The 21,711-nt window shown below is 61.3% G+C and carries 20 protein-coding genes; 7 read left to right on the top strand and 13 right to left on the bottom strand.

Annotated features, from left to right (window positions below; genetic code table 11):
• Positions 1-286: 286 nt before the first annotated feature.
• From GYH29_RS17220 to glnA, 10 genes are all read right to left on the bottom strand, one after another.
• On the bottom strand, positions 287-3,088 hold the full coding sequence (locus GYH29_RS17220) for a toprim domain-containing protein (protein ID WP_161524175.1): 2,802 nt from the start codon (positions 3,086-3,088) through the stop codon (positions 287-289).
• A 10-nt stretch (positions 3,089-3,098) separates the two neighbouring features.
• Positions 3,099-3,407: a DUF1484 family protein gene (locus GYH29_RS17215; RefSeq protein ID WP_019100693.1), complete on the bottom strand. Its 309-nt coding sequence runs from the start codon at positions 3,405-3,407 to the stop codon at positions 3,099-3,101.
• Positions 3,404-3,577 (bottom strand): hypothetical protein, encoded by a 174-nt coding sequence (locus tag GYH29_RS24610; protein WP_166454161.1) that lies wholly within the window; start codon positions 3,575-3,577, stop codon positions 3,404-3,406. Before GYH29_RS24610 ends, GYH29_RS17215 begins: the two co-directional genes overlap by 4 nt.
• Before the next feature lie 502 nt (positions 3,578-4,079).
• The gene (locus GYH29_RS17210) at positions 4,080-4,358 is read right to left on the bottom strand and encodes an ogr/Delta-like zinc finger family protein (RefSeq protein ID WP_161524174.1); all 279 of its coding nucleotides are present in this window, start codon (positions 4,356-4,358) and stop codon (positions 4,080-4,082) included.
• A gap of 12 nt (positions 4,359-4,370) precedes the next feature.
• Positions 4,371-5,348 carry a P2 family phage major capsid protein gene (locus GYH29_RS17205; RefSeq protein WP_161524173.1) on the bottom strand — a complete coding sequence of 326 codons (978 nt, stop codon included), beginning with the start codon at positions 5,346-5,348 and terminating at the stop codon, positions 4,371-4,373.
• A 12-nt stretch (positions 5,349-5,360) separates the two neighbouring features.
• Positions 5,361-6,086, bottom strand: a complete 726-nt coding sequence (locus GYH29_RS17200) for a hypothetical protein (protein WP_161524172.1) — start codon at positions 6,084-6,086, stop codon at positions 5,361-5,363.
• A 25-nt stretch (positions 6,087-6,111) separates the two neighbouring features.
• Positions 6,112-6,330 carry a helix-turn-helix transcriptional regulator gene (locus GYH29_RS17195; RefSeq protein ID WP_081557029.1) on the bottom strand — a complete coding sequence of 73 codons (219 nt, stop codon included), beginning with the start codon at positions 6,328-6,330 and terminating at the stop codon, positions 6,112-6,114.
• Between the two features lie 737 nt (positions 6,331-7,067).
• Positions 7,068-7,976 (bottom strand): hypothetical protein, encoded by a 909-nt coding sequence (locus tag GYH29_RS17190; protein WP_161524171.1) that lies wholly within the window; start codon positions 7,974-7,976, stop codon positions 7,068-7,070.
• Positions 7,977-8,205: 229 nt separating this feature from the next.
• The gene (locus GYH29_RS17185) at positions 8,206-9,489 is read right to left on the bottom strand and encodes a tyrosine-type recombinase/integrase (RefSeq protein WP_118268182.1); all 1,284 of its coding nucleotides are present in this window, start codon (positions 9,487-9,489) and stop codon (positions 8,206-8,208) included.
• A 179-nt stretch (positions 9,490-9,668) separates the two neighbouring features.
• Positions 9,669-11,087, bottom strand: a complete 1,419-nt coding sequence (gene glnA / locus GYH29_RS17180; RefSeq protein ID WP_043591002.1) for a glutamate--ammonia ligase — start codon at positions 11,085-11,087, stop codon at positions 9,669-9,671.
• Between the two features lie 374 nt (positions 11,088-11,461).
• On the opposite strand from glnA, the gene GYH29_RS17175 reads away from it, so the two are divergent.
• The 6 genes from GYH29_RS17175 (at position 11,462) to GYH29_RS17150 (ending at position 16,949) form a co-directional block, all read left to right on the top strand.
• Positions 11,462-11,914: a rhodanese-like domain-containing protein gene (locus tag GYH29_RS17175; RefSeq protein WP_019102660.1), complete on the top strand. Its 453-nt coding sequence runs from the start codon at positions 11,462-11,464 to the stop codon at positions 11,912-11,914.
• A gap of 192 nt (positions 11,915-12,106) precedes the next feature.
• On the top strand, positions 12,107-12,928 hold the full coding sequence (gene aroE / locus GYH29_RS17170) for a shikimate dehydrogenase (RefSeq protein WP_019102659.1): 822 nt from the start codon (positions 12,107-12,109) through the stop codon (positions 12,926-12,928).
• Positions 12,929-13,040: 112 nt separating this feature from the next.
• Positions 13,041-13,724, top strand: a complete 684-nt coding sequence (mtgA, locus tag GYH29_RS17165) for a monofunctional biosynthetic peptidoglycan transglycosylase (RefSeq protein ID WP_081574695.1) — start codon at positions 13,041-13,043, stop codon at positions 13,722-13,724.
• A gap of 203 nt (positions 13,725-13,927) precedes the next feature.
• The gene (gene mgtE / locus GYH29_RS17160) at positions 13,928-15,367 is read left to right on the top strand and encodes a magnesium transporter (protein WP_019102657.1); all 1,440 of its coding nucleotides are present in this window, start codon (positions 13,928-13,930) and stop codon (positions 15,365-15,367) included.
• Between the two features lie 5 nt (positions 15,368-15,372).
• On the top strand, positions 15,373-16,194 hold the full coding sequence (gene prmC, locus GYH29_RS17155; RefSeq protein ID WP_174243646.1) for a peptide chain release factor N(5)-glutamine methyltransferase: 822 nt from the start codon (positions 15,373-15,375) through the stop codon (positions 16,192-16,194).
• Positions 16,194-16,949, top strand: coding sequence for a phosphatase PAP2 family protein (locus GYH29_RS17150; RefSeq protein WP_019102655.1), 756 nt, complete (start codon positions 16,194-16,196; stop codon positions 16,947-16,949). The genes prmC and GYH29_RS17150 overlap by 1 nt, the downstream gene beginning before the upstream one ends.
• A 119-nt stretch (positions 16,950-17,068) precedes the next feature.
• Here GYH29_RS17150 and GYH29_RS17145 read toward each other — a convergent pair whose 3' ends face one another.
• Positions 17,069-17,548 carry an FKBP-type peptidyl-prolyl cis-trans isomerase gene (locus tag GYH29_RS17145; RefSeq protein ID WP_019102654.1) on the bottom strand — a complete coding sequence of 160 codons (480 nt, stop codon included), beginning with the start codon at positions 17,546-17,548 and terminating at the stop codon, positions 17,069-17,071.
• Between the two features lie 139 nt (positions 17,549-17,687).
• Between GYH29_RS17145 and GYH29_RS17140 the strand changes: the two genes are divergently transcribed.
• Positions 17,688-18,821 (top strand): ribosomal protein uL16 3-hydroxylase, encoded by a 1,134-nt coding sequence (locus tag GYH29_RS17140; protein ID WP_019102653.1) that lies wholly within the window; start codon positions 17,688-17,690, stop codon positions 18,819-18,821.
• Positions 18,822-19,519: 698 nt separating this feature from the next.
• Here the strand turns inward: GYH29_RS17140 and bamC are convergent.
• Together bamC and dapA are read right to left on the bottom strand one after the other, a co-directional pair.
• Positions 19,520-20,647, bottom strand: coding sequence for an outer membrane protein assembly factor BamC (gene bamC, locus GYH29_RS17130; protein ID WP_019102652.1), 1,128 nt, complete (start codon positions 20,645-20,647; stop codon positions 19,520-19,522).
• A 31-nt stretch (positions 20,648-20,678) separates the two neighbouring features.
• Positions 20,679-21,554 (bottom strand): 4-hydroxy-tetrahydrodipicolinate synthase, encoded by an 876-nt coding sequence (gene dapA, locus GYH29_RS17125; RefSeq protein WP_081574694.1) that lies wholly within the window; start codon positions 21,552-21,554, stop codon positions 20,679-20,681.
• Positions 21,555-21,711: the final 157 nt, after the last annotated feature.

The raw sequence follows: 21,711 nt of genomic DNA, 5'->3' as shown, positions 1-21,711 counted from the left end.
ACCGTGGAAGTTTGAGGGGAAACCGTGGATTTCGGAGGGTAAACCGTGGATGGGTTGTTCTCAACAATCAATGACTTAGGTCGTGAGACGGGGTCAATCCACGGAATTTTTTTACATCCTCCCCTACCCAATGGCGCGGAAACCGGCGATTTCCGGCCGTTTTCGTCGAAAGTGTTGTGTCAATGTCATATTTGGTGTGTAAAAGGCTCCGCCATTTTGCAGTTTGAGCGGGGGAATGCGTGACAGCCCACACAAGGCGGGCTGTCGAGGAGAGCCGGGGGGGAGGTTAGGGCTGGATGTCCGGCGCGGCGTAGAGGCCGAGCTTTTCCAGTTGCGGCAGGCTGATCGCGGTCAGATGGCCCTGGCGGCGGCCGTGGATGGTCTTCTCGACGCCGTCGGCCAGCACCACCGGGCTTTGCAGCAGCTGATGCTTGAAGATGCGGCCCGTCTTCACCGGCAGCGCGTCGAACTTGGCGCGCAGATGCGGCGCAGTGGAGAGATGGTCCATCACGTGATTCGGCCGCAGGAACAGCGCCATCTCGCTGCGGTCGTCAGGGAGTTTGACCCGGTCCCAGCAGTGCGGGTAGTCGAAGCGCCGCGCTTCCAGCTCGGACAGCAGGATTTCCATGATCCACACCCAGGGCAGCCGGCTGCCGTCGGTGTCGACGATGTGGCTGTTCATCTCGGCCAGCAGGTCTTCGATGAAGCCGCCTTGCTGCGGGTCGAGGTCGGCGAACTCGCACAGCAAGGCCCAGCTGCACAGCAGGGCGGCGTAGTTCTCCATCATCCGCCGCGCGGTGGCGTCGCCGGTGGGGGCGCGGCTGTGGCGTTCGCACAGCCCCAGGTAATGGCGGTGCAGGTCGCGCAGCCGGGCCGGCTCGACCTCGGCCAGAAACTGCAGCCAGGCCCACAGCGGGAAGGCCGGCAGATCATGCGGAATCAGCGCGCCTTGTCGCGCCACCGACAGGCTGCTGCGGCACAGCTTGGACTGCAGGCTCTGCACGTCCACTTCCTCGCCGGCCAGCAGCACCGGCGCGCACATCAGATACGGCGTCAGGCTGGCCCCGACGCGGGTGAACTCGAAACGATAGGTCGACTGCAGCAGCGCGTCGATATCCGACAGCACCGCTTTGGGTAGCTTGGAGAATTCATCCCAGCCCACCGGCTGCGAGGTGAACGACACCGAGGCGCGGCGGCGGTGGTCGGTTTTGAGCATCTGCCCGGACAGCACCTGAAACGCCAGGGTGGTCTGCAGACTCTCCAGCAGCTTGGACTTGCCCGAGCCCTTCTCGGCCTGCATCTGGAAGTGCGGATAGAAGCCGAGCAAGGTTTTGAGGTGCGCGCCCAGGGCCCACACCAGGGGGATGGCGGCCGCATTGTCGCGGAAGGTGTCCTGATAGGCTTGAATCACCGTCCGCGCCTGTTGTTGCGTGCCGCGCGGAAACGTCAGGTTGTAGTACAGGCATTGCTTCTGCGGCTCGACGAAATAGCAGTCTTGCCCCTCCTGCGCCGTCAGCGCGCCGGCCTTCCACGCCAGGCCAACAAAGTTGACCACGTCGCGCGCGCCCAGGTCGGCGGCCCGCTCCATCAGGTTGACCAGGCGTTGGAACTGCGCCGGCTTCCAGATCGCGCCGAAACGGCTTTTCCACCATTCGAGGTTGTACAGCTTGTCGTCGGTGGCCACCTCGCGCTGCAGCGTCACTCCATGGCGCGCCAGCTGGGCGCTGACGCCGAACACCGTTTCCGGCTGATGGTCGGCCGCGCCGCTGATGGTGGCCAGGTGGCTTTGGATGCGCAGCCGCGACAGGCTGGCGACGCGGAAGGAACACAGGTCGCCCAGTGTCTCCGAACGGTTGCCGTCGTCGTCGGTCTTGAACTCGTCGACGTACTGGGTGAAGTCCTCCTTCACCCGGAAACGCCAGTACACCGCCCAGTCATGGCCGGGCAGTTGCACCTGTCGCGTGCCCTCCAGCCGTTCGCCGCCGCCGGGCATGCCGGGCAACAGCCACGCCTCCAGCTTGCGCAGCCGGCCGCGCAGCACGTCGGAACCATGCTGGCGCAACACGTCGTTGAGGTCTTCGCCTTCGTCCCAGTCCTGCATGTCCACCAGCAGATGACCGATGTCGGCCGCCGTCAGCTTCTCCGACAAGCGCCAGGCCGCCGCCAGCCCCGGCCGCACGCCGCTGGTCGGGTTGACCGGGTCGGCATGGTCCAGCGCCACCCGCACCGCCTTGCCGCGCAATACGGTCCAATCGAGGCTGTCCACGTTGCCGACGCCGCGCAGCGCCAGCGCCGCCACGTCCGGCGGGGTGCAACTCTCCACCGACAGCGCATTGATTGGGCTTTCCACCAGATAGACCAGGCGGGCGCGCTGCAGCCGTTGCGGGTCGCTGCACCAGCCGTGGCCCTCGCGCGCGCCTTGGCATTGGGTCTTCACGCCGCCGTTCAAGGCGGGATCGACATAGCGCAGATCCACCGCCGCCAGCCGGCCGCCGCTGCGCACCAGGAAGGCGACGGCCGCGCCGCCGTGGCCCACTTCGCCGGCGGCGATCTTGGCGCTGTGCCAATCGTTCCAGCCCAGCGTCTTGCAGCGCAGGGCGCGACGAATCACTGCCTCGTCTATGCCCCGGCCGGTGAGATAGGCGATGGCCGCATCGGCTTGGGCCAGGCAGCGCTCGCCGATGTAGTCGAGGGTGGACTTGCGCACCGGCACGGCCTTGTCCTTCATTGCGGGTTTCGGTTGCGGCAGGCCGTACCAGTCGCCCAGCAAGCGCGCGGCCGCCAACGGCGTGTCGAGTTCCGGCTGGCAGTAGCGCAGCAAGTCGATGCAGCTGCCGCCGGCGTCGCCGCTCCAGTCCTTCCAGCCGCGGCCGTCGGCGAAGATCGACAGCGACGCTTGGCTGTCCGGGTGGTACGGGCTGTGATAGTTGCCCTTGCCCTGACGCTTCAGGCCCAGGCGGGCCGCCAGGTCGTGCAAGTCGATCTGCGCCTTGAGCTGGTCGAACCATTGGCCCAGGGCGGTCGGCGCGCCGCCAGACAAGCCGGGGGCGTCTCGCCCGGTACGCGGGAGAGGGTTTCTAGCATGCATGGTCTTGTCCTTAGAGCAGTTGGCCGATGTCGGCGCTGGCGTCGATGACTTGTTGCTGCAGCGGCGCCAGCAGCCCGGCCAGGCGTTGCGCCGGCAATGGCTGGTTCTCGGCGTGGTCCAGTAGCTCGACCAGGCCCTGCAGGCCGTCGCCGGTGCGCGTCAGGCGAGAGACGCCGGCGCTGACGGTGTGTTCGATGCGGCGGCACAGGCTGGCCAGCTGGCTCAGCGGCTCGCGTAGCGCGGCATGTTCGGGGGTGTCGGCCAGCTGCTGCAGCTGGGCCAGTTGGTGATGGACGGCGGACAGGATCAGGGCGTTCATGCCAACACCTCCACGGCGAAACCGGCGGCGGTGCGATGAATCAAGGCGCGTTGCCCCTGGGCGACCAGCAAGGCGGCGAGCGCACGGGCTTCGGCTTCGTTGGGCAAGACGGAAACAGGGATAACGGACGCGGGGAATAAGCGAGATAAGACGCGGGAAAGCTTAGGCATGGATGCCTCCATAGTGTGCGATTAAGCCCAACTCCTCGCCGCCAAGCGAGGAGACAGGCAGATGATAGGGTTGGCGGACCGGCACTATGGAACCGGCGCGTGCAAGCACGCCCCCACCACTGCCCGCCATAGAAATGGACGCACCAATGGTGTTTCTAACGGACGTAAAAATAGCCGCGATAATAAAAAGGCGGCTGTCCGCCATAGTGTTCGGGCCGCCAAGCCCGGTCGCTGTTTTGAATGCGATGTAAAGATGGTGCAGCAATCGAGCGGGCTTGTCAATTCGCTGGCGGGGGTGGGGTGTCGGGTTCGCGCAGTTCATCGGGAGTTATATTTCTAAAGCGTGGAGCAGAGTCATCGGGAATGGGGCCGGGTTTTAGCGGGCATAAAAATGAAGCCGCCACTCAATATTAAATAAGTGAATTAAATCCATTTCAGCCGACGCTATTCAAGTTCAATTTCAGGGGGACTACATGGCCCGCCGGCCGGCGAGCCATGGCGCTTAGTCCAGGACGCGATGCCGCACGCGGCCGGGCGTGACGATCAGCGCTTGCCGAGGCGAGGGCGACAGGCCCGGCAAGGGGCGCAGCCGCTCCGGCGGAATCCGCGCGCCGCCGTGGATGGGCTGGGCCAGGGTGATCGGCTCGCCTTCCAGCGTCTTGTACTGGTGGCAGCAGTCATCGTTGCTGCAGTTGTAGTAAATCTCCTTGGTCGCGGCGCTGAGCATGCGGCTGGTCCGCACCCGCGACACCGCGCCGCACAAGGGGCAAGGGAAGGCCATGATGCAGTCTCCTCAGTCAACGATTTCAACCGTGTCAATCAACACGCAAGCGGCGAGGTTTTCGACGACATAGGCGTCGTGGCTGGAGTGGTAGAACTCCACCCGGTTGAGCGACGGCTCTTCGTGGTAGTGGTAGCGGCTGGCGTGTGGATTGAAGTACAGCGACAGGTTGTCCAGCCGGGTAATCAAGATGCTGTCGCTGGGGAAGAAGGCGGCCGTCGCCGCTTGCAGCCCGCCCAGGCGCTGTTTGTGAAACACCAGGTCGTCCTGGGGATTCGCGTCGCAGACCGCATCCGGCAGCAAGTCCGCGCCCACCAGCACCACCAGGCCGGGGTCATCGCGCCACGCTGGCGCCAGGCGTTGCTTGAGCGCATAGCGCACCAGGCGATGCAGCGAGCGGAAGCGTTCGCTCTCGCCGATGCGGGCGCCCTCGATCCAGTGTTGCGGCGCTTGCTCGCGGATCTGCTGCAGCCAGCCGATATTGACGTCTTCCAACAGCGGATGGGTCTCTCGGTTCGAGTTCGGCGCGCGCTGCAGACCGTGGAAGCCGATCATGATGCGGTCCAGCAGAATGCGGCGTTCCAGCGCCTGCCGCGCGTGGGCTTCAAAGCCGGCCGGCGTCTGGCTCTCGCTCCACCAGGCGTCCAGCGTGTCGTAACTGAAAGCGGCGTCGAAGTTGGTTTGCTGGCAGTGGTACTGCGCCGGCCGCCAGGTCTTGCCGGCCGGCTGGCGTTCATGGCGCTGGGTGTCGACGGTGGCCGCCAAGGTGCCGGCGAGTTCGAAGTGCTTGGCCTGCCCGCGGATCTCGGAGACGCCGAGCAGGTTGATGGCGGACAGCAGCCGGCTGCGGGCCTTCAGCGCGTTGAGGCGGGCTTGCGCCGCCTGGGGCGTCGGGGTGGCGAACAGGCTGTCCTGGGCGCGGTACTGCTCCAGCTCGTGGTAATAGCGGTCGATGAACTGGTTTAGCGCGTGGCGGGTGGGGTTCTGCATATCTCGTCTCGGTTAGCGGTTGATCAGGGCTTGATACTGCGCGTCGCGCTGGGCTTGGTATCGCTGCCGGGCAATCACGTTGTGTTGCTGTAGCGGCGGGGTGGCCAGCGGCGGCAGCGGTTGGTTCAAGCGGGCGAGCAGGTCGTCCGGGGCCGCCGGCGAAGCGTTGCACAGCGTCTGCTGCAGCGCGCCGGGCTTGAGCACGGCATGGACTTGCTCTTCTTCGCGGTGCCAGTCGGCGCAGCCGAACACACGCTCGATGCAGGCCGGCGGCGCTTGGGTCAGCAACAGCGTCAGGACCGGCAGTTGCTCGCCCCATTGGGGCAGGTGGTCGTCGAGTACCGCGTCCCAGTACTGGCGCTGCAGCGCTTCGCGCGCCTCGGCCAGCGCCTTGCGCTGCTCGAACAGCGCTTCATGCTGGATCTCGGCTTGAATCTTCTCTTCCTCGGCGATCTTCAGTGTTTCTTCGGCCAATTCCAGGTTGGCCATCTCCTTGTGCTTCAACTCACGCACTGCCTTGGTGGGAATGCCCAAGGTCGAGCGCATCGCCTGACGGCAATCCTTGCGCGCCTGCTCGGCCTCCATGCGCAGCGCGGCGGCAGTGTGCTCGCGGCGCGTGGTCTGGCTGGTCAATTGCTGCCAGGCGTCGAGCGCGTGTTCAAAGGCGGTCTGGTGTTCGGCCAGCTCGGCCACGGCGGCGGCGAGGCGGGTTTGGGTGGTGGGGTTCTGGATATGCATGGTCTGAGTCCGGGAGGTTGTGGGGTTAGGCGCGGCGGGCTGCGATGCGTCCAGCCATCCAGCTCTCGATTTCAGAGGACAGCCAGGCCACGCTCTTGCCGCCCAGCGGCACCGGAGCCGGGAAGCGGCCCTGCTTGATGGCGTCGTACACCGACGAGCGGGACAGGCCGCAAGTGGCGATGACTTCCGGCAAGCGCAGAAAGCGCAGCGGTTGAGAAGAGGGCGAAGCGGCAACAGCGGTCATGAAGCGTCCTTGTCGGTGGAGGTGGATATCAGTGGATGGCATCGGATACGCCGATCAGCGAACGCAGTATTTCAGAAATGACAAACCGGGTTTGGGGGTTGGGTTGTGCCGCGCTCCCACACAACAAAAAAATTTGAAATGCCAAAAAAAGGCGGATTTTGCTATTGACGATGGGCGGGAAAACCGGAACGCGGGCGCAAAATGGCCCGCCACGGAACGGCATCGGATGGCGGTGGACGGACTAGGACGCACTCAGCGGCAAGGAAACGGGGGACAGCAGGAAAACGCGAAGCGGGGACGGTCAGCGAACACGGCGACTGCATGCATAGCGTGCATGAAAACGCATGAATCCGGGCAGGGGGACAAGGGCGTGCCAGGCCATACGGCAAGGGCCTGGCACGGGTTCATGCAGCTGCATGATTAGCGGCCTATGAAGTGCGGGGGCGAGGCGGGGCTTCGATAGCGCGCGCTGGGGGTTGAGGGCAAAAAGAAGCCGTTAGCTCCACGTAGCGCTGCCAGGCGCGGTAAACCTGCATGATGTTGAACGACAGCTCATTGCAGGGAAGCGTTTAGCATCGGGCGTTTATGTGGCAAGTAGGTGGTGTAACTTGAACGTTAGCATGGAATGGCAGGAATCGACCCAAAGCGGAAGTTATCCGCTGGTAGAAGCGGACACTCAGGACGTGTTCGACTTGAGCGCCACCTACATGGTGTCCGTTTGAAGGATTTTCTAGCCGTTACTTGATGTTGGTGGCCACGAAATTACGAATAGTAGAATAGGCTCCTGGATTTGATTGTGTAATACTTCGGTCTAGCTCCAGACTAAATGACTGCACAACTCCACCAGTAGTCATTGTGATTGAAGCACTGTCAATTCTAATAAGCAGCATCCAAATAGAATCGGGGGCTGTCGGATCGAGCGGATAATGTGAAAAACAAGTTGCATGTGAAACGTTGATGTTAAGACAGTTGAACCCTACCCCAACGCTATTTGCGAACGCGTTAGAAGCTTTTCCAGTTGTTAGATCCAAGGCGATAGATGCACTCTTCTTTGGGCTATCAAAGGTTGAGTGCAGGTCAGTTAGGTATTTATTGATGAATATTGCAGGAGGGTAGTCCGAAAGACATAAAAAATACCGGGCCGAAGACGTTTTTGCTTGGGGCTGATTTAGTTGTGCTTGAGGCTCTGGTACCAAGGAAATTAACCGGATAAGGTCAGCGACCGTCTCTGCGGAATTAGTTGAAGCACGAGAGTCTTGCCCGCTGGTGGTTTGCCGGTATGACTTAAAAAACTTGCCTTCAACGAAGTTCCGGTAACGCCAGCCATAGTTAGCAAGACGAGCTGTTCCTAGTTTTGAGCCGCCATAATCCAGAAAAATGTCACAGCTTCTATTATTTCCGCCTACGGGTAGCGGGACCGTTTTGGTTCCATAGCTATTCTCCAGTTGAATTCTTTGGATTGGATCAAGAATGTTTTTTGCGTGAAGTGCATTGAGCAGCGAGAAGGAAAAACTTCCAACTGCGTTTGCTTCCCTTCGCACGCGCTGAAAACCGTATCCAGCGACTGACTCCGGCAGCATCGAAAATGCGCTTTCAATTAGCATTAAATACTCCCTGAATAACTTGCTGTTAATAGGTGGTGCCATTCGTCCTTCCATGCAAATTTGAGCGAATGCCAAATAAACATCGAAATCACAAAAGTTCACTATGTTTTCTGCGCATAACGTATTTACGAAAAAGGAGACGGACAGCCAAGCATCTATCTTTATTGCATTTTCCTCAAGGTTAATGTCCGTTTTATGGACATGCACAGGAAGTACCGCTCCTGGCCGGACGTTGCCATCCTATTATTGATTACTTTTATAGCATATCTTCTTATGCCAACTTACGGAAAGTGGCTTGTATTACGGTCTGTTCATTCATCGTTTTATCTAGGAAGTCCGCCCATGATTGCAACATGGCCAGGCGCTGTTCCTTGTATTGAGCATGAGCATAGACGCCCGCAATGCCGGGGATGGCATGGCTGAGTGCGGCCTCCACCACCTCGGGAAGGTTGCCCATTTCCCTGAGCAGTGTGCTGGCTGTGTGCCGGTGGTCGTGTATCACGTAGTCTTCGATCTTTGCCGCATTGATGGCGGCCGCGTGGGCTCCATTCAGATTGTTGCCATTCATTGCCCGTCTGCGGTCTGTGGGCATTGGCATGACCCAGGGGCTGTTATCTCCTAGCCGCTGCAGCTCTTGCAGTATCGCGATGGCTTGCCGGGGCAGGAACACGCGATGTTCCTTTTTGCCCTTCATCCGTTCTTTGGGAATCAGCCATTCGCCGGCCGGAAGGTCGAACTCGCGCCAGTTGGCTCCGACCAGTTCATTTTTCCGTAAAGCCAGCATCAGCAGCAGATGGAGCGCCAGCTTGTAGCCTCGATAGCAATCGACTTGGTATAGCGCGGCAAGATAGCGACGAATTTCAGGAACCGTTAGCCAGCGCGTTCTCTTGCCGCGCTGGCCTATCCGCATGGCTTTGATCTGTTGGGCGGGATTGTGATTGCACCAATTGTGTTCAAGGGCATACCCAAAAACGCGCGTAGCCCAACCGTGAGTGCTGAGCGAGGCTTGCACGCCCCTCCGCTCTCGCAGGTCGTACAGCAGCTCTCGCAGTAAGGGGGCGTCGATATCGTCTAGGGCAAGGTTGCCTATTTTGGGTTCCAAGTGCAGCCGGACCGGTGCAAAGCCTTTGTCTGGGCTTTTCCAGTTGTGGTCTACCCATTCCTCTTTATAACGTTGTGCCGCCTGAGAGAAAGTCATCCGCGCGGCCTGTTGGGATGCCAGTGCCGCTTGGTATTGCACTGCCTCGATTTCGCTTCTGCTGTGGCCGGCCAGGATCATGCGCCGGGCTTCATCGTTCTCCAGCAGTTCGGCGGGGTGTTGGCCTAGCGCGAGCATCTGTTTGGCAAAGGCATGCAGCTTGCGGGCATCTGCCAGGCCAATGGCAGGATAGTTGCCATAGTTGAGTTTGTACTTGCTGCCATTGAGCCTGAATTGGTAGACCCAGGTCTTGGTACCTTTGACGCGGATGAGTAGGTTGAGTCCATTGCCGTCGGACAGCAGTTGCTCCTTGCTGTCAGGCTTGGCCCTGCTGCATTGCAGCTCGGTTAGCGCCATTTCTGCCCCCGTTTTTTCGCAAAATTTGACCGGATTGTAAAACGGGGGCAAAACGGGGGCAATTTTGCCCGGATTTGGCTGAATTTGGTCGGATTGTGCTGGACATGAAAAAACCCGCAAAGCCTTACGCCGTGCGGGTTTCGTGGACTTTTTCGGACGTCCTCAGACGTCTTTCCGAATCACAGCGAGTAATACATCGCGAATTCCACCGGGTGGGTGGTCATGCGGGTCAGGTTGACTTCCTGCATTTTCAGCTCGATGTAGGCGTCGATCCAGTCATTGGAGAACACGCCGCCGCGGGTCAGGAATTCGCGGTCTTTGTCCAGAGCGGCCAGGGCCTCGTCCAGGCTGGCGCACACGGTCGGGATCAGCTTATCTTCTTCCGGCGGCAGATCGTACAGGTTCTTGTCCGCGGCGTCGCCCGGGTGAATCTTGTTCTGGATGCCGTCCAGGCCGGCCATCAGCAGCGCGGAGAAGCACAGGTAGGGGTTGGCCAATGGGTCCGGGAAGCGCGCCTCGATACGGCGGCCCTTGGGGCTGGCCACGTGCGGGATGCGGATGGAGGCGGAGCGGTTCTTGGCGGAATAGGCCAGCTTCACCGGCGCTTCGTAGTGCGGCACCAGGCGTTTGTAAGAGTTGGTGCCCGGGTTGGTGATCGCGTTCAACGCCTTGGCGTGCTTGATGATGCCGCCGATGTAGTAAAGCGCGGTTTCGGACAGGCCGGCGTAGCCGTCGCCTGCGAACAGGTTCTTGCCGTCCTTCCAGATGGACTGGTGAACATGCATGCCGGAGCCGTTGTCGCCGACGATGGGCTTGGGCATGAAGGTGGCGGTTTTGCCGTAGCTGTGAGCCACGTTGTGCACCACGTATTTCAGAATCTGGGTCCAATCCGCGCGCTGGGTGAGCGTGCTGAACTTGGTGCCGATCTCGTTCTGGCCGGCAGTGGCCACTTCGTGGTGGTGAACTTCCACGGGGATGCCCAGTTCTTCCAGTAGTAACACCATGGCGGAGCGGATGTCTTGGGAGGAGTCCACCGGCGGCACCGGGAAGTAACCGCCTTTAATGCCGGGGCGGTGGCCCATATTGCCGCCCTCGAACTCCTCGGCGGAGGCCCAGGCGGCTTCTTCCGCCTTGATCTTGACGAAGCAGCCGGACATGTCGGTGCCCCAGGTCACGCTGTCGAAGATGAAGAATTCCGGTTCCGGGCCGAAGTAGGCGGTGTCGCCCAGTCCGGAGGCTTTCAGATAGGCTTCGGCGCGCTTGGCGATGGAGCGCGGGTCGCGGTCGTAGCCCTTGCCGTCGGCCGGGTCGATCACATCGCAGTGCATGAAGACAGTGGGTTCGTCGTAGAACGGGTCGATGCGGGCGGTGGCCGGGTCGGCCATCAGCAGCATGTCGGATGCCTGGATGCCTTTCCAGCCTGCGATCGAGGAGCCGTCGAAAGCGTGGCCGTGTTCGAACCATGCGTCCGGATCGTCCAGCAGGACATGGGCCGGAATCGACACGTGTTGTTCTTTGCCGCGGGTGTCGGTAAAGCGCAGGTCGATGAACTTGACATCATTTTCGGTAATCAGCTTGACTACGTCTGCAACCGCCATGGTTTTCTCCTGAAAGGCTACATGCATCATGTGCGAATGAGTGGATGGCTAGCGCTTAAGCATTAAGCGTGCCAGCTTTGAAATCGCTGAGATTCCATTGTGTCATAGCCCAAAACCGGGCGCTAGCGAAGTTGAATGAACCAGGGTGGTGCCTGGGTCTGGTTGATGCACCAAAATAGGGCGTTGACGGCGTTGCGGCCGTCTTCGTCGATATGGATAATCCGTATATAAGGTAACAAGAGCGGCTCACAAAACCCCGCTGAGAGTCGGTTCAATGTCTGCTGCGCTGAACAGGTTCTAAGATGTTAAGGCCGGTCGGCGCAGCATCGGGGGGAGCGGCTAAACAAAGCGGCCCGGCCGCGAGGAGAGCATGCATGGATCAGATGACGCAGCTATTGCAGCAGGCTCAGCGCCGAGGGGAAGAACAGGGCTTGCCCTATCGCGGTGCCTTGACGCCGCAGGAGGCGCATCAGTTGAAACAAGCCATGCCGGAAGCGGTGCTGCTGGATGTGCGCAGTGCGGCGGAATGGCAGTTCGTTGGCGTGGTGCCCTATGCCCAGCGGCTGGAATGGCGCAGCTTTCCCGGCATGCAGCCCAATCCGCGTTTCCTCGAGCAATTGCAGAGCATGTTGCCCAAGGGGGGCGTACTGATGCTGATGTGCCGATCCGGCGTGCGCTCCGACGAGGTGGCGCGCATGGCAGCCGCCGCCGGCTTCACCGAGGCCTACAACGTGTTGGAGGGTTTTGAAGGCGACAAGGACGCCGCAGGCCACCGCAACACCGTGGGGGGCTGGAAAGCGCGCGGGCTGCCCTGGCAACAAGGCTGAACCGGGAGCTGCGCGGCGATGTCGTGGTTGATGTTTGGCGTATTCCACGGCAAAGTGTCATAGCGCCGCCGCTACGTCGGCGCGGACGCGGCGAGAGCCGCCAACAAAGCCAAGCGCGACGCGGCGCGAGGGTTTTGTTAGCCACTCTCTAATCCGATACCAAAAACATACCCAATCTTGGAAAACTGACTCATGACCGACCGTTACGCCGTTATCGGCAATCCTGTTTCGCACAGCCAGTCACCGTTCATCCATAATGAATTCGCGGCGGCCACCGGCCAGGATATCGCTTACGACAAATTGTTCGCGGAACTGGGGCGTTTCAACGACGTGGTGGCCGAGTTCGTCGCCGCCGGCGGCAAGGGCCTCAACATTACGCTGCCGTTCAAGGGGGACGCTTACCGTTTCGCCAACGAACTGACCGAGCGCGCCCGCGCGGCGGAAGCGGTCAACACCTTGTGCTTCCGCGATGGCAAGATCTACGGCGACAATACCGACGGCGTGGGCCTTGTGCGCGACATCGTCGATAATCTGGACTACCCGATCGCCGGCGCCAAGGTGCTGATTCTAGGAGCCGGCGGCGCGGTGCGCGGCGTGCTGGAACCCATCCTGGCGCAAAAGCCGGCCTCCCTGACCATCGCCAACCGCACGCTGATCAAGGCCGAGGCGTTGGCGCACCACTTCGCGCCCTGGGGCAAGGTGGAGGCGATCGGCTACGAGCAATTGAAGGGCCGCAGCTTCGACATCGTGATCAACGCCACCTCGACCAGCCTCAGCAATGAACTGCCGCCGATTCCCTACGGCCTGTTCACCGCGCGCACTCTGGCTTACGACATGGTGTACAGCAAGGGCCTGACCCCCTTCCTGCAGCGCGCGCAGGCGGAAAACGCCGGCATGCTGGCCGACGGCCTGGGCATGCTGGTGGAGCAGGCGGCCGAATCCTTCTCCATTTGGCGCGGCGTGGAGCCGGCCACCCGCAAAGTGACTAATATGCTGCGCGAAGTGCTGGCCTGACGCTTCCCGGAGCCGGCCGGGCCGGCGCCGGAAGCGCGGCGCCGCCGGTTTCCTCCCGCGGTTTGAATCCCAATTCCCCCGCCTTGCGGGGGCTCGCTTCGCGAGTCAGATAATGCGTCTCTTCCTGAAAGTGCTGGCGGCCCTGATGGCCGCCTTTCTGCTGTATAACCTGTGGATCTTCGGCCATATCGTCTATTGGCGCAGCCACAATCCGTCGGCCAGTTCCTTCATGAACGAACAGCTGGCCAAGCTGCAGCAGGAGGATCCCGAAGCGGAGTTGCGCCACAAATGGGTGAGTTACGAGCAGATTTCTCCCAATCTCAAGCGCGCGCTGATCGCATCCGAGGACGCCAAGTTCGTCGATCACGAGGGATTCGACTGGGATGGCATTGAGGCCGCGTTCGAAAAAAACTTGAAGAAGGGCAAGATCGTCGCCGGCGGCTCCACCATCAGCCAGCAACTGGCCAAGAATTTGTTCCTGTCCAGCAGCAAGACGCCGTGGCGTAAGCTGGAGGAAGCCTTGATCACGGTGATGCTGGAGGCGGTGCTGGACAAGAGGCGCATCTTCGAAATTTACCTGAACGTGATCGAATGGGGCAACGGCGTGTTTGGCGCGGAGGCGGCGTCGCGCCATTACTACCGCAGCAGCGCCGCGCGGCTGTCCTCGGCGCAGGCGGCCAAGCTGGCGGCGATGGTGCCCAATCCGCGCTATTACGACACCCATCGCGCCGCGCCGGGCCTGGCGCGCAAGACCCGCATCATCCAGCGGCGCATGAGCTATGTGGAACTGCCATGAGCGTCCGGAGAGCGGATTGGAGCGGCGCAGGCGGCATGTTACAATCGCGACTTTCTTTTTAGAGCGCGCCATGCGCGAGGCATGGCGGCTACGCAATGGACTTACCCAGTTACCCCGTAATCCAATCCCGATTTACCGTTAGAGAATAAGCCCGCCTCAGACCGCCCGCGCCGCGTGCGCCATCTGGGCGGAAGGAGACGTGCATGACGGTTGCCTTCAAGCAACAATCCGCCGATCGTCTGCAAGAAAGCCTGGCCCTGGTACAGCGCCTGCTCGAGCGCCAGCGGCAGTTGGAAGATCTTGTATCCCGTCCGGAGGCCTCCGAGCCGCCGACGGACCCGCTGGCCCCGCATTACAATCTGGAAGCGCTGCGCCTGAAGCTGGAACAGCTGCACCCGGCCGACGTCGCCCATATCCTGGAAGCCTTGCCGCTGGAAGACCGCCTGCTGGTCTGGGACCAGGTGGACGGCGCGCGCGACGGCGCCATCCTGCTGGAAGTGTCCGACGCGGTCAGGGAGTCGCTGATCGAAGTGATGGAGCACGGCGAGCTCGTCAACGCCGCTGAGCAACTGGACGCGGACGAACTGGCCGAACTGGCGCCGGACATGCCGCGTCAGGTGGTGTACGAAGTAATGGGCGGCCTGGACGAAGAGGAGCGCGCCCAACTGCAGTCGGCCTTGTCCTACGACGAGGACAAGGTCGGCGCGCTGATGGACTTCGACCTGGTCAAGATTCGCGCCGACGTCAGCTGCGAAGTGGTGCTGCGCTATCTGCGCCGTTTCGACGAGTTGCCGGCGCACACCGATAAAATTTTCGTCATCGACGACCTGGGCCTGCTCAAGGGTGTGCTCTCTATCCGTAAACTGCTGGTGTCCGACCCCGATGCGCTGGTAGCCGAAGTAATGGCCACCGAACTGGTCAGCTTCAGCCCGGACGAAGACGCCGCCGACGCTGCGCTGGCCTTTGAGCGCTACGACTTGATTACCGCGCCGGTGGTGGACGAGGCCGGCAAGCTGATTGGCCGGCTGACCGTGGACGAGATGGTGGACGTGATCCGCGAAGAGTCCGACAGCGAAGTGCTGAACCTGGCCGGCTTGAAAGAGGAAGAAGACCTGTTCGCGCCGGTGATAGATTCGGTGAAGAACCGCTGGGCTTGGCTAGCGATCAATCTATGTACCGCCTTCGTCGCCTCGCGCGTGATCGGCGTGTTCGAACACTCCATTTCCCAATTGGTGGCCTTGGCCGCCTTGATGCCCATCGTTGCCGGCATCGGCGGCAACTCCGGCAACCAGACCATCACCATGATCGTGCGCGCGCTGGCCATGGGGCAGATGCAGCTGAGCCAGGCCTGGCGCTTGTGGCGCAAGGAGCTGCGGGTCAGCATGATCAACGGCGTGTTGTGGGGCGGGGTGATAGGCAGCGTGGCCTGGTTGTTGTACGGCAGCTTCTCGCTGGGTTTGGTAATGCTGGGCGCGATGCTGCTCAACCTGATGCTGGCCGCCACCATGGGGGTGTTGATCCCCTGCCTGATGCAGCGCTCCGGCCGCGATCCGGCGCTAGGCTCCAGCGTGCTGATCACCGCCTGCACTGATTCCGGCGGCTTTTTCATTTTCCTGGGGCTCGCCACCCTGTTCCTGTTGTGACGACCATGTTGACGATAGCCGAGGCGCTGCGCCTATACCCCTTGCCCCGTCTGGAGGCCCGCATGCTGTTGCAGCAGGCGGCGCCGGAACTGAGCCACGCCCGCATCGCCGCTTATCCGGAGCAGGAACTGAGCGCGGAACAGGAAGCGTGTTTCCGCGCGCTGGGGGCGCGCCGCGCCGCAGGCGAGCCGGTGGCTTATCTGATCGGCCGGCGCGAGTTCTACGGCCGCGATTTCTCCGTGGGGCCGCAGGTGCTGATCCCCAGGCCGGAAACCGAGCATTTGATCGAGGCTGCGTTGGAACGGACCGGCCGAGGCGCCGCCCGCGTGGTGGACCTGGGCACCGGCAGTGGGGCCATCGCCGCGACTTTGGCGCTGGAAGCGCCGGCTTGGCGGGTGAGCGCTGTCGATCTGTCGCCCGAGGCGCTGGCCGTCGCGCGCGGCAACGCCGAGCGTCTGGGCGCGCGCGTCGATTTTTATCAGGGCAGTTGGTATCAGGCGCTGCCGGCGGACGCGGTGTTTGATCTCATCGTGTCCAATCCGCCCTATATCCGGCGCGACGACGAGCATCTGGGGCAGGGGGACGTGCGTTTCGAGCCCCGGATGGCCTTGACCGACGAGGCCGACGGCCTGGCCTGTCTGCGCGCCATCGCCGCCGACGCGCCGAGTCGGCTGGCGCCCGGCGGCTGGCTGATTGTCGAGCATGGCTACGATCAGGGCGAGGCGGTGCGCCGGCTTTTCACCGAAGCGGGTTTGCTGCAAGCGGAAACCATTGTCGATCTGGCGGGTCTGGATCGAATCACCCTTGCAACGATGAAAGCTGACTGATGTGGTTTAAGTGGTCCTGTTTGCGCCGGCTGTGGCCGGCGTTGTTGTTGTCGCCGCTGGCTATTCTGCTGGCGCTGTCGCCCGCCTCCAACCGCGAACTTTTCCTGATCTTGCACGAAGCCGGCCGCATCGCGCCCGGCGCGTTCTGGCGCATGCTGAGCGTGTTGGGAGACTGGCCCACGGTGCTGGTCCTGCTGCTGGCCTTGAGCTGGCGGCGGCCGGACAAGCTGCCTGCCTTGCTGGTCGGCTGCGGGACGGGCGTGTTTCTGGCCATCGCGCTCAAGGCGGGGTTCGCCGAGCCGCGGCCGCCGCTGGTGTTGCCGCCGGGATCGGTGCGGCTGCTGGACGACTTGCCCGGCAACGGCTCCTTTCCTTCCGGCCACGCGATGGCTTCCGCCACGCTGGCGAGCTTTCTTTACTATTCCGGCATGCTGCGCCGCGGAGCGCTGCTCACGGTCGCGGTGGTGCTGGTGATGTTGTCGCGGTTGGCGATAGGCGTGCATTGGCCGTTGGACGTGGTCGTGGGCGCCTTGCTGGGTTGGGCGGCGATGTGGGGCGCCTGTCGCTGGGCCTGGCCCCATGGGGGGGCGGCGGGTTTGAGCGCGCGGCTGCAATCGTTGATGCTGCCTGCTCTGGTGCTGCAGTTGCTGTGGTTGTTGTACAAGCCCGGCAGCCATGAGGAGTACGGCTTGAGGCTGGCGGTGTGCGCGCTGGTGCTTGTTGCTGGCTGCCGGCGCTGGAGGCGCGCTCGTTAGAGATAGCGAGGCGGATTCCGCGCGCAGGATGACAAAGGCGGCCCAATGGGCCGCCTTTGTCGAAATCAGGCCGGCGAACCGGCAAAAGTATTACAATGCCGGCTTGACTGGCTGCCTGATCAATGATGGTGGCCGTGCTCGCCGTGGGCGTGGCCGTGGCTGATTTCATCGGCGCTGGCGGCGCGGATTTCCACTACCTTGGCGGCGAAGCGGATGCTTTGACCGGCCAGCGGGTGATTGGCGTCGACAACTGCCTTGCCGTCGGCGATGTCGGTGACGCGGAACAGCAGCACGTCGCCGGTTTCCGGATCGTCGGCTTCGAACATCATGCCGACTTCGACGTCAGCCGGGAACACGTCCAGGTCTTCCAGGCGGATCAGTTCTTCTTCCGGGTCGCCGAAAGCGTCGTCCGGCGTCATCTTGACGTCGATGGAATCGCCAACGGCCTTGCCTTCCAAAGCTTCTTCCACCAGCGGGAAGATGCCGTCGTAGCCGCCATGCAGATAGCTGATCGGCTCTTCGGTTTTGTCGAGGAGGTTGTTGTCAGCGTCGAACATCTCGTAGTGGAGGGTAACGACGGTGTTTTTGGAGATTTGCATGAGTGCGGATCCGTGAAGGAAGGTCAATAAAGCAGATGGCGGCGCAAGCCGGCCATCGAAAACGATTTTCAGATGCGCCGCCATTGCGCGCATCCCATATTGTAAACCATTGCCGGGCGTTTCAGCCCGTGAAACTGCCATGAACACAACAACTTTGCTGGGCGGGATGTCGCCCGAACAGTTCCTCGCCGAGTACTGGCACAAGAAGCCTTTGCTGATTCGCGGCGCCCTGACCGAGGTGGGGCCGCTGGCGGATTTTTCGGTGCTGTCGCAGTTGGCGACCCGCGAAGATGCTGAGTCGCGTTTGATTGAATGCCGCGACGGACGCTGGAGCCTAGAGCGCGGGCCGTTTCGTTCTGCGCGCTTCCGCCGCCTGCCGGAGACCGACTGGACCTTGTTGGTGCAGGGCGTCAACCAGCACTTGCCGCACATCGACGAGCTACTGTGGCGCTTCAATTTCATTCCCTACGCGCGGCTGGACGATTTGATGATCAGCTACGCGCCGCCGGGCGGTACCGTGGGTCCGCATTTCGACGCCTACGATGTGTTCCTGCTGCAAGTGGGCGGGCGCAAACGTTGGCAGATCTCGACTCAGCACGACGACGACTTCATCGAAGATGCGCCGATCCGGGTGCTGAAGGATTTCCGTTGCGAGCAGGAGTTCGTGTTGGAGCACGGCGACATGCTCTACCTGCCGCCAAAGTGCGCGCATCACGGTGTGGCGTTGGACCCTGGAATGACTTATTCGATCGGTTTTCGCGCCCCGCCGGCGCAGGAACTGGCGACACAATTCCTGGTGCATCTGCAGGACCGCATTTGCGCGGAAGGCGTATACGCCGACCCTGACCTCACGCTGCAGCAAGATCCGGCGCGAATAAGCGACGAGATGGTGGAGCAGGTTAGCCGGCTGCTGGAGCAGATCCGTTGGGACAAGGCCGCGGTGGGCGACTTTTTGGGTCACTATCTGACCGAACCCAAGGCGCATGTCTTTTACGAGGCGCCGGAAGAGGAGTTGGACGAAGGAGAGTTCGAGGGCGAGGCGGCCGAGCGTGGATTGGAGCTGGATCGCAAGAGTCAGATTCTGTTCTGTGGCGACAGTTTCTATTGCAATGGCGAGAGACTGGAGGCGGATGAGAGGGATTTCGCGGCCTGGCGCGCCTTCGCCAATGCCAGGCGCATAGCCGGCGCGGCACTTGGACCTGGCATGCAGGAATGTTTGTACGAGGGATACCTGGCAGGCTATTGGCATTTGGCGACGAATGTAGCAAAATAACCACAGAAATTGTTCGGATGCGCAAGTGGTATCGACAAATTCTGGCCTCAACGACAGGGGTAAACGCCCGTTTTTGTGGCTATGCTGCTTTGCGGAAGAGGATTATAGGCAAAGGTGTTTTTTTGGAATTTTGCCCCCTATACAGCCTTTTTTTTCGTGATACAATTTGCGCACTGATGGATTTTCAGTCGCCCGGCTTATTTCGAAGACCGTGCGATAACTGACGTCTTGTTCAACTTATCCTCAAAGGTAATGAAAAAATGAAACAGTCGCTCCTCGTTGCTGCCCTGCTGGCTGTAGCCCTGTCCGCTTGCGGTAAGAAAGCAGAAGCTCCGGCTGAAGCTTCCGCTCCTGCTGTTGAAGCATCCGCTCCGGCTGCCGCTCCGGCATCCGCTCCGGCTGCTGAAGCTTCCGCTCCGGCTGCTGCTTCCGCTCCGGCTGCAGAGGCTTCCGCTGCCAAGTAATTCTTGGCCTGCGACAAAAAAACCGGCTATGGCCGGTTTTTTTGTATCTGTAGCAAATGGAACAAGGGGTGTTGCAACATGAAAACAACACAATTGTCTGTTCGCTACAAAGTGTTACATTTCGTCTGATTATCTATGGTCGGATTAATTGATTGGCCGTTTGATAATTAAGGTACAAAGAAAAAGCCCGCGGCAGCGGGCTTTTTCTTTGTAAGAACGCGCTGACTTCGCGTCTTATTGCAGCTCGGTTTGCAGTTTCGACAGCGCGGCCTTGCTGAATGCGTCGGACAGAGGTTTGCCCTGTTTGTCCTGGATGGACACTGTGCTGGAGCCCGGCGTGGTTTCCTTGATTTGCACGCGGTATTCCTGCTCGGTGGGCTTGGCGGACTTGCCGTCATCGCTCTTCCAGAAGGCGAGGCTGGACCAGAAACCGCCGGATTCGTTCTTGTCGGTTTCGCTCTTGGCCGGTTTGACGAAGTAAACGCCTTGGGAGCGGTCTCGGTCGCTTACCACCAGGCCGACGCGATCCAGCGCCAAGCCGACGCGGCGCCAGGCGCGGTCGAACTCATCGCTGAGCACCAATTGGCCGTCGACGATGGGCGTTTGCGGCTTGGTCGGCGCGCTCAGCGTCTGTTTGACCTGTTCGCGAGCTTTGTCCTCGGCCATGCCCAAGTTCATCATGAAGCGGCCCAGCAACTCGGCTTCCAGGCCTGGGTCGGTAGCGCGCGGCTGCCAGATGGTGTTGGTCTTGGTCGTGTCGGCATAGACTTCTTCCATGCCGCGGTGGGAGAAGTAGACTTCGGTGCCGTTGGCGGTCTTTTCCAGACGAATGCGGAACTTGTCGCGTTCACCGGTGGAGTAGACGCTGCCGAGGCCGACGGTTTCAAGCAGTTTGCGCAGGCCGTCGTTGGGCAGCTTGGCGCGGTTTTCCGCCCAGTCCGTTTCCATAACGCCTACGGCCGGATCTTCGCTCTTGATGACGAAGCCGTTGTCCTGCCAGAAAGCTTTCAAAGCCGGCCATAGCTGTTCCGGACTCTTGCCGGATACAACCAGCCAGCGTTGGGTGCCGGCCCGCTCCATCTTCACGTTGTCCAGCCGGTTCAGGGCGACCGAGCTGCCTGCCGCCGGCTGTTGGGCCTGAGAGTCGGCTTTGGCGCCTTGGGCTGCGGCGCTGGCTGCGCCGGGGATGGTGTATTTATTCTGGACTTGCGGCGCGGTCAGATCGGGCGGCACTTCCAGAGTGTTGACGGCTTTAGGCTTGTCGGACTGGTAGTCCAGCTTCTTGGTTAGCGGCTGTTGCGAGCTGCAACCGGCGATAATGCCGGTTGCCAGCAGAATCGCGGCGGGCGCGGTTCGTTTCATGCGGTCTCCCATCGTTTCGGCAGGGGAAAGGTTAAAGGATGTCGGCTTGTTTCATCGCCGCTTCCACGGAGGCTTGCGCGCCGATGGAGAGCGGGGTCAGCGGTAGGCGGATGCCGGAGGGAATCCGGTTCATCCGCGTCAACGCCCACTTGGCCGGAATCGGGTTGGGTTCGATGAACAGTTGCTTGTGCAGGCCTTGCAGCTTGTCGTTGATCTCGCGAGCCAGCTTGGCGTTGCCGCCGGTGGCGGCTTTGCAAAGCTCGCTCATCAATTTGGGGGCGATGTTGGCGGTGACCGAGATCACGCCGTGGCCGCCACACAGCATGAAAGCCATGCCGGTGGCGTCGTCTCCGGAGTAGAGGGTAAATCCTTCCGGAACGCGCATAACCAAATCGCAGGCGCGGCCGATGTCGCCGGTGGCGTCTTTCAGGCCGACGATGTTGGGATGGGCGGCCAGGCGCAGCGCGGTGTCGTTGCTCATGTCGGCAACGGTGCGGCCGGGCACGTTATAAAGGATGACCGGAAGCTTGCTGGAGTCGGCGATGGCTTTGAAATGCTGGTAAAGACCTTCCTGAGTGGGCTTGTTGTAATAAGGTACAACCGACAGCACGTAATCGGCACCAACCTCCTGAGACAAGTGGCTCAGTTCGATCGCTTCGGCCGTGGAGTTGCCGCCGGCGCCGGCGACGACTTTGACGCGGCCGGCGGCGTATTCGACAACCGCCTTGACCACGGCGATGTGCTCGGTCACGTTCAATGTGGCGGATTCGCCAGTGGTGCCAACCGCGACAATGCCGTCGGTGCCATTCTCAATATGGAAATCGACGAGTCGTCGCAGTGCCTCGTAGTCGACCGAGCCGTCTGCGGACATCGGGGTGACCAGGGCGACCAAGCTGCCGGTAAGCATAGTTCAGCCTATCTCAGGGAATAGAAAACAAGGCTTACGATTGTAGCGGAATTCGAGAAGCTGGCAAAAGGTAGGCGGCGTTTCCTTGACGGACGGTTCGGGAAAACGCCTGCACTGTGCTAGAATCCCACGTTTTTCCGATACTTACGGCTATTTG

Origin of the sequence: Chromobacterium haemolyticum (genome assembly GCF_009936155.1) — a bacterium.
Taxonomy (GTDB): Bacteria; Pseudomonadota; Gammaproteobacteria; order Burkholderiales; family Chromobacteriaceae; genus Chromobacterium; species Chromobacterium haemolyticum.
The sequence above is the reverse complement of the archived record's forward strand: the minus strand, read 5'-3'. Positions and strand labels throughout refer to the sequence as shown.

What these genes read in the sequence shown, in the direction of transcription:
- GYH29_RS17195 (WP_081557029.1), bottom strand. Translation starts at nt 6,330, where the DNA reads ATGACCGCTGTTGCCGCTTCGCCCTCTTCTCAACCGCTGCGCTTTCTG.
- GYH29_RS17205 (WP_161524173.1), bottom strand. Translation starts at nt 5,348, where the DNA reads ATGCAGAACCCCACCCGCCACGCGCTAAACCAGTTCATCGACCGCTAT.
- GYH29_RS17145 (WP_019102654.1), bottom strand. Translation starts at nt 17,548, where the DNA reads ATGCAAATCTCCAAAAACACCGTCGTTACCCTCCACTACGAGATGTTC.
- mgtE (WP_019102657.1), top strand. Translation starts at nt 13,928, where the DNA reads ATGACGGTTGCCTTCAAGCAACAATCCGCCGATCGTCTGCAAGAAAGC.
- GYH29_RS17215 (WP_019100693.1), bottom strand. Translation starts at nt 3,407, where the DNA reads ATGAACGCCCTGATCCTGTCCGCCGTCCATCACCAACTGGCCCAGCTG.
- glnA (WP_043591002.1), bottom strand. Translation starts at nt 11,087, where the DNA reads ATGGCGGTTGCAGACGTAGTCAAGCTGATTACCGAAAATGATGTCAAG.
- GYH29_RS17190 (WP_161524171.1), bottom strand. Translation starts at nt 7,976, where the DNA reads ATGGCACCACCTATTAACAGCAAGTTATTCAGGGAGTATTTAATGCTA.
- dapA (WP_081574694.1), bottom strand. Translation starts at nt 21,554, where the DNA reads ATGCTTACCGGCAGCTTGGTCGCCCTGGTCACCCCGATGTCCGCAGAC.
- GYH29_RS17185 (WP_118268182.1), bottom strand. Translation starts at nt 9,489, where the DNA reads ATGGCGCTAACCGAGCTGCAATGCAGCAGGGCCAAGCCTGACAGCAAG.
- prmC (WP_174243646.1), top strand. Translation starts at nt 15,373, where the DNA reads ATGTTGACGATAGCCGAGGCGCTGCGCCTATACCCCTTGCCCCGTCTG.
- aroE (WP_019102659.1), top strand. Translation starts at nt 12,107, where the DNA reads ATGACCGACCGTTACGCCGTTATCGGCAATCCTGTTTCGCACAGCCAG.
- GYH29_RS17210 (WP_161524174.1), bottom strand. Translation starts at nt 4,358, where the DNA reads ATGGCCTTCCCTTGCCCCTTGTGCGGCGCGGTGTCGCGGGTGCGGACC.
- GYH29_RS17175 (WP_019102660.1), top strand. Translation starts at nt 11,462, where the DNA reads ATGGATCAGATGACGCAGCTATTGCAGCAGGCTCAGCGCCGAGGGGAA.
- mtgA (WP_081574695.1), top strand. Translation starts at nt 13,041, where the DNA reads ATGCGTCTCTTCCTGAAAGTGCTGGCGGCCCTGATGGCCGCCTTTCTG.
- GYH29_RS24610 (WP_166454161.1), bottom strand. Translation starts at nt 3,577, where the DNA reads ATGCCTAAGCTTTCCCGCGTCTTATCTCGCTTATTCCCCGCGTCCGTT.
- bamC (WP_019102652.1), bottom strand. Translation starts at nt 20,647, where the DNA reads ATGAAACGAACCGCGCCCGCCGCGATTCTGCTGGCAACCGGCATTATC.
- GYH29_RS17150 (WP_019102655.1), top strand. Translation starts at nt 16,194, where the DNA reads ATGTGGTTTAAGTGGTCCTGTTTGCGCCGGCTGTGGCCGGCGTTGTTG.
- GYH29_RS17220 (WP_161524175.1), bottom strand. Translation starts at nt 3,088, where the DNA reads ATGCATGCTAGAAACCCTCTCCCGCGTACCGGGCGAGACGCCCCCGGC.
- GYH29_RS17140 (WP_019102653.1), top strand. Translation starts at nt 17,688, where the DNA reads ATGAACACAACAACTTTGCTGGGCGGGATGTCGCCCGAACAGTTCCTC.
- GYH29_RS17200 (WP_161524172.1), bottom strand. Translation starts at nt 6,086, where the DNA reads ATGCATATCCAGAACCCCACCACCCAAACCCGCCTCGCCGCCGCCGTG.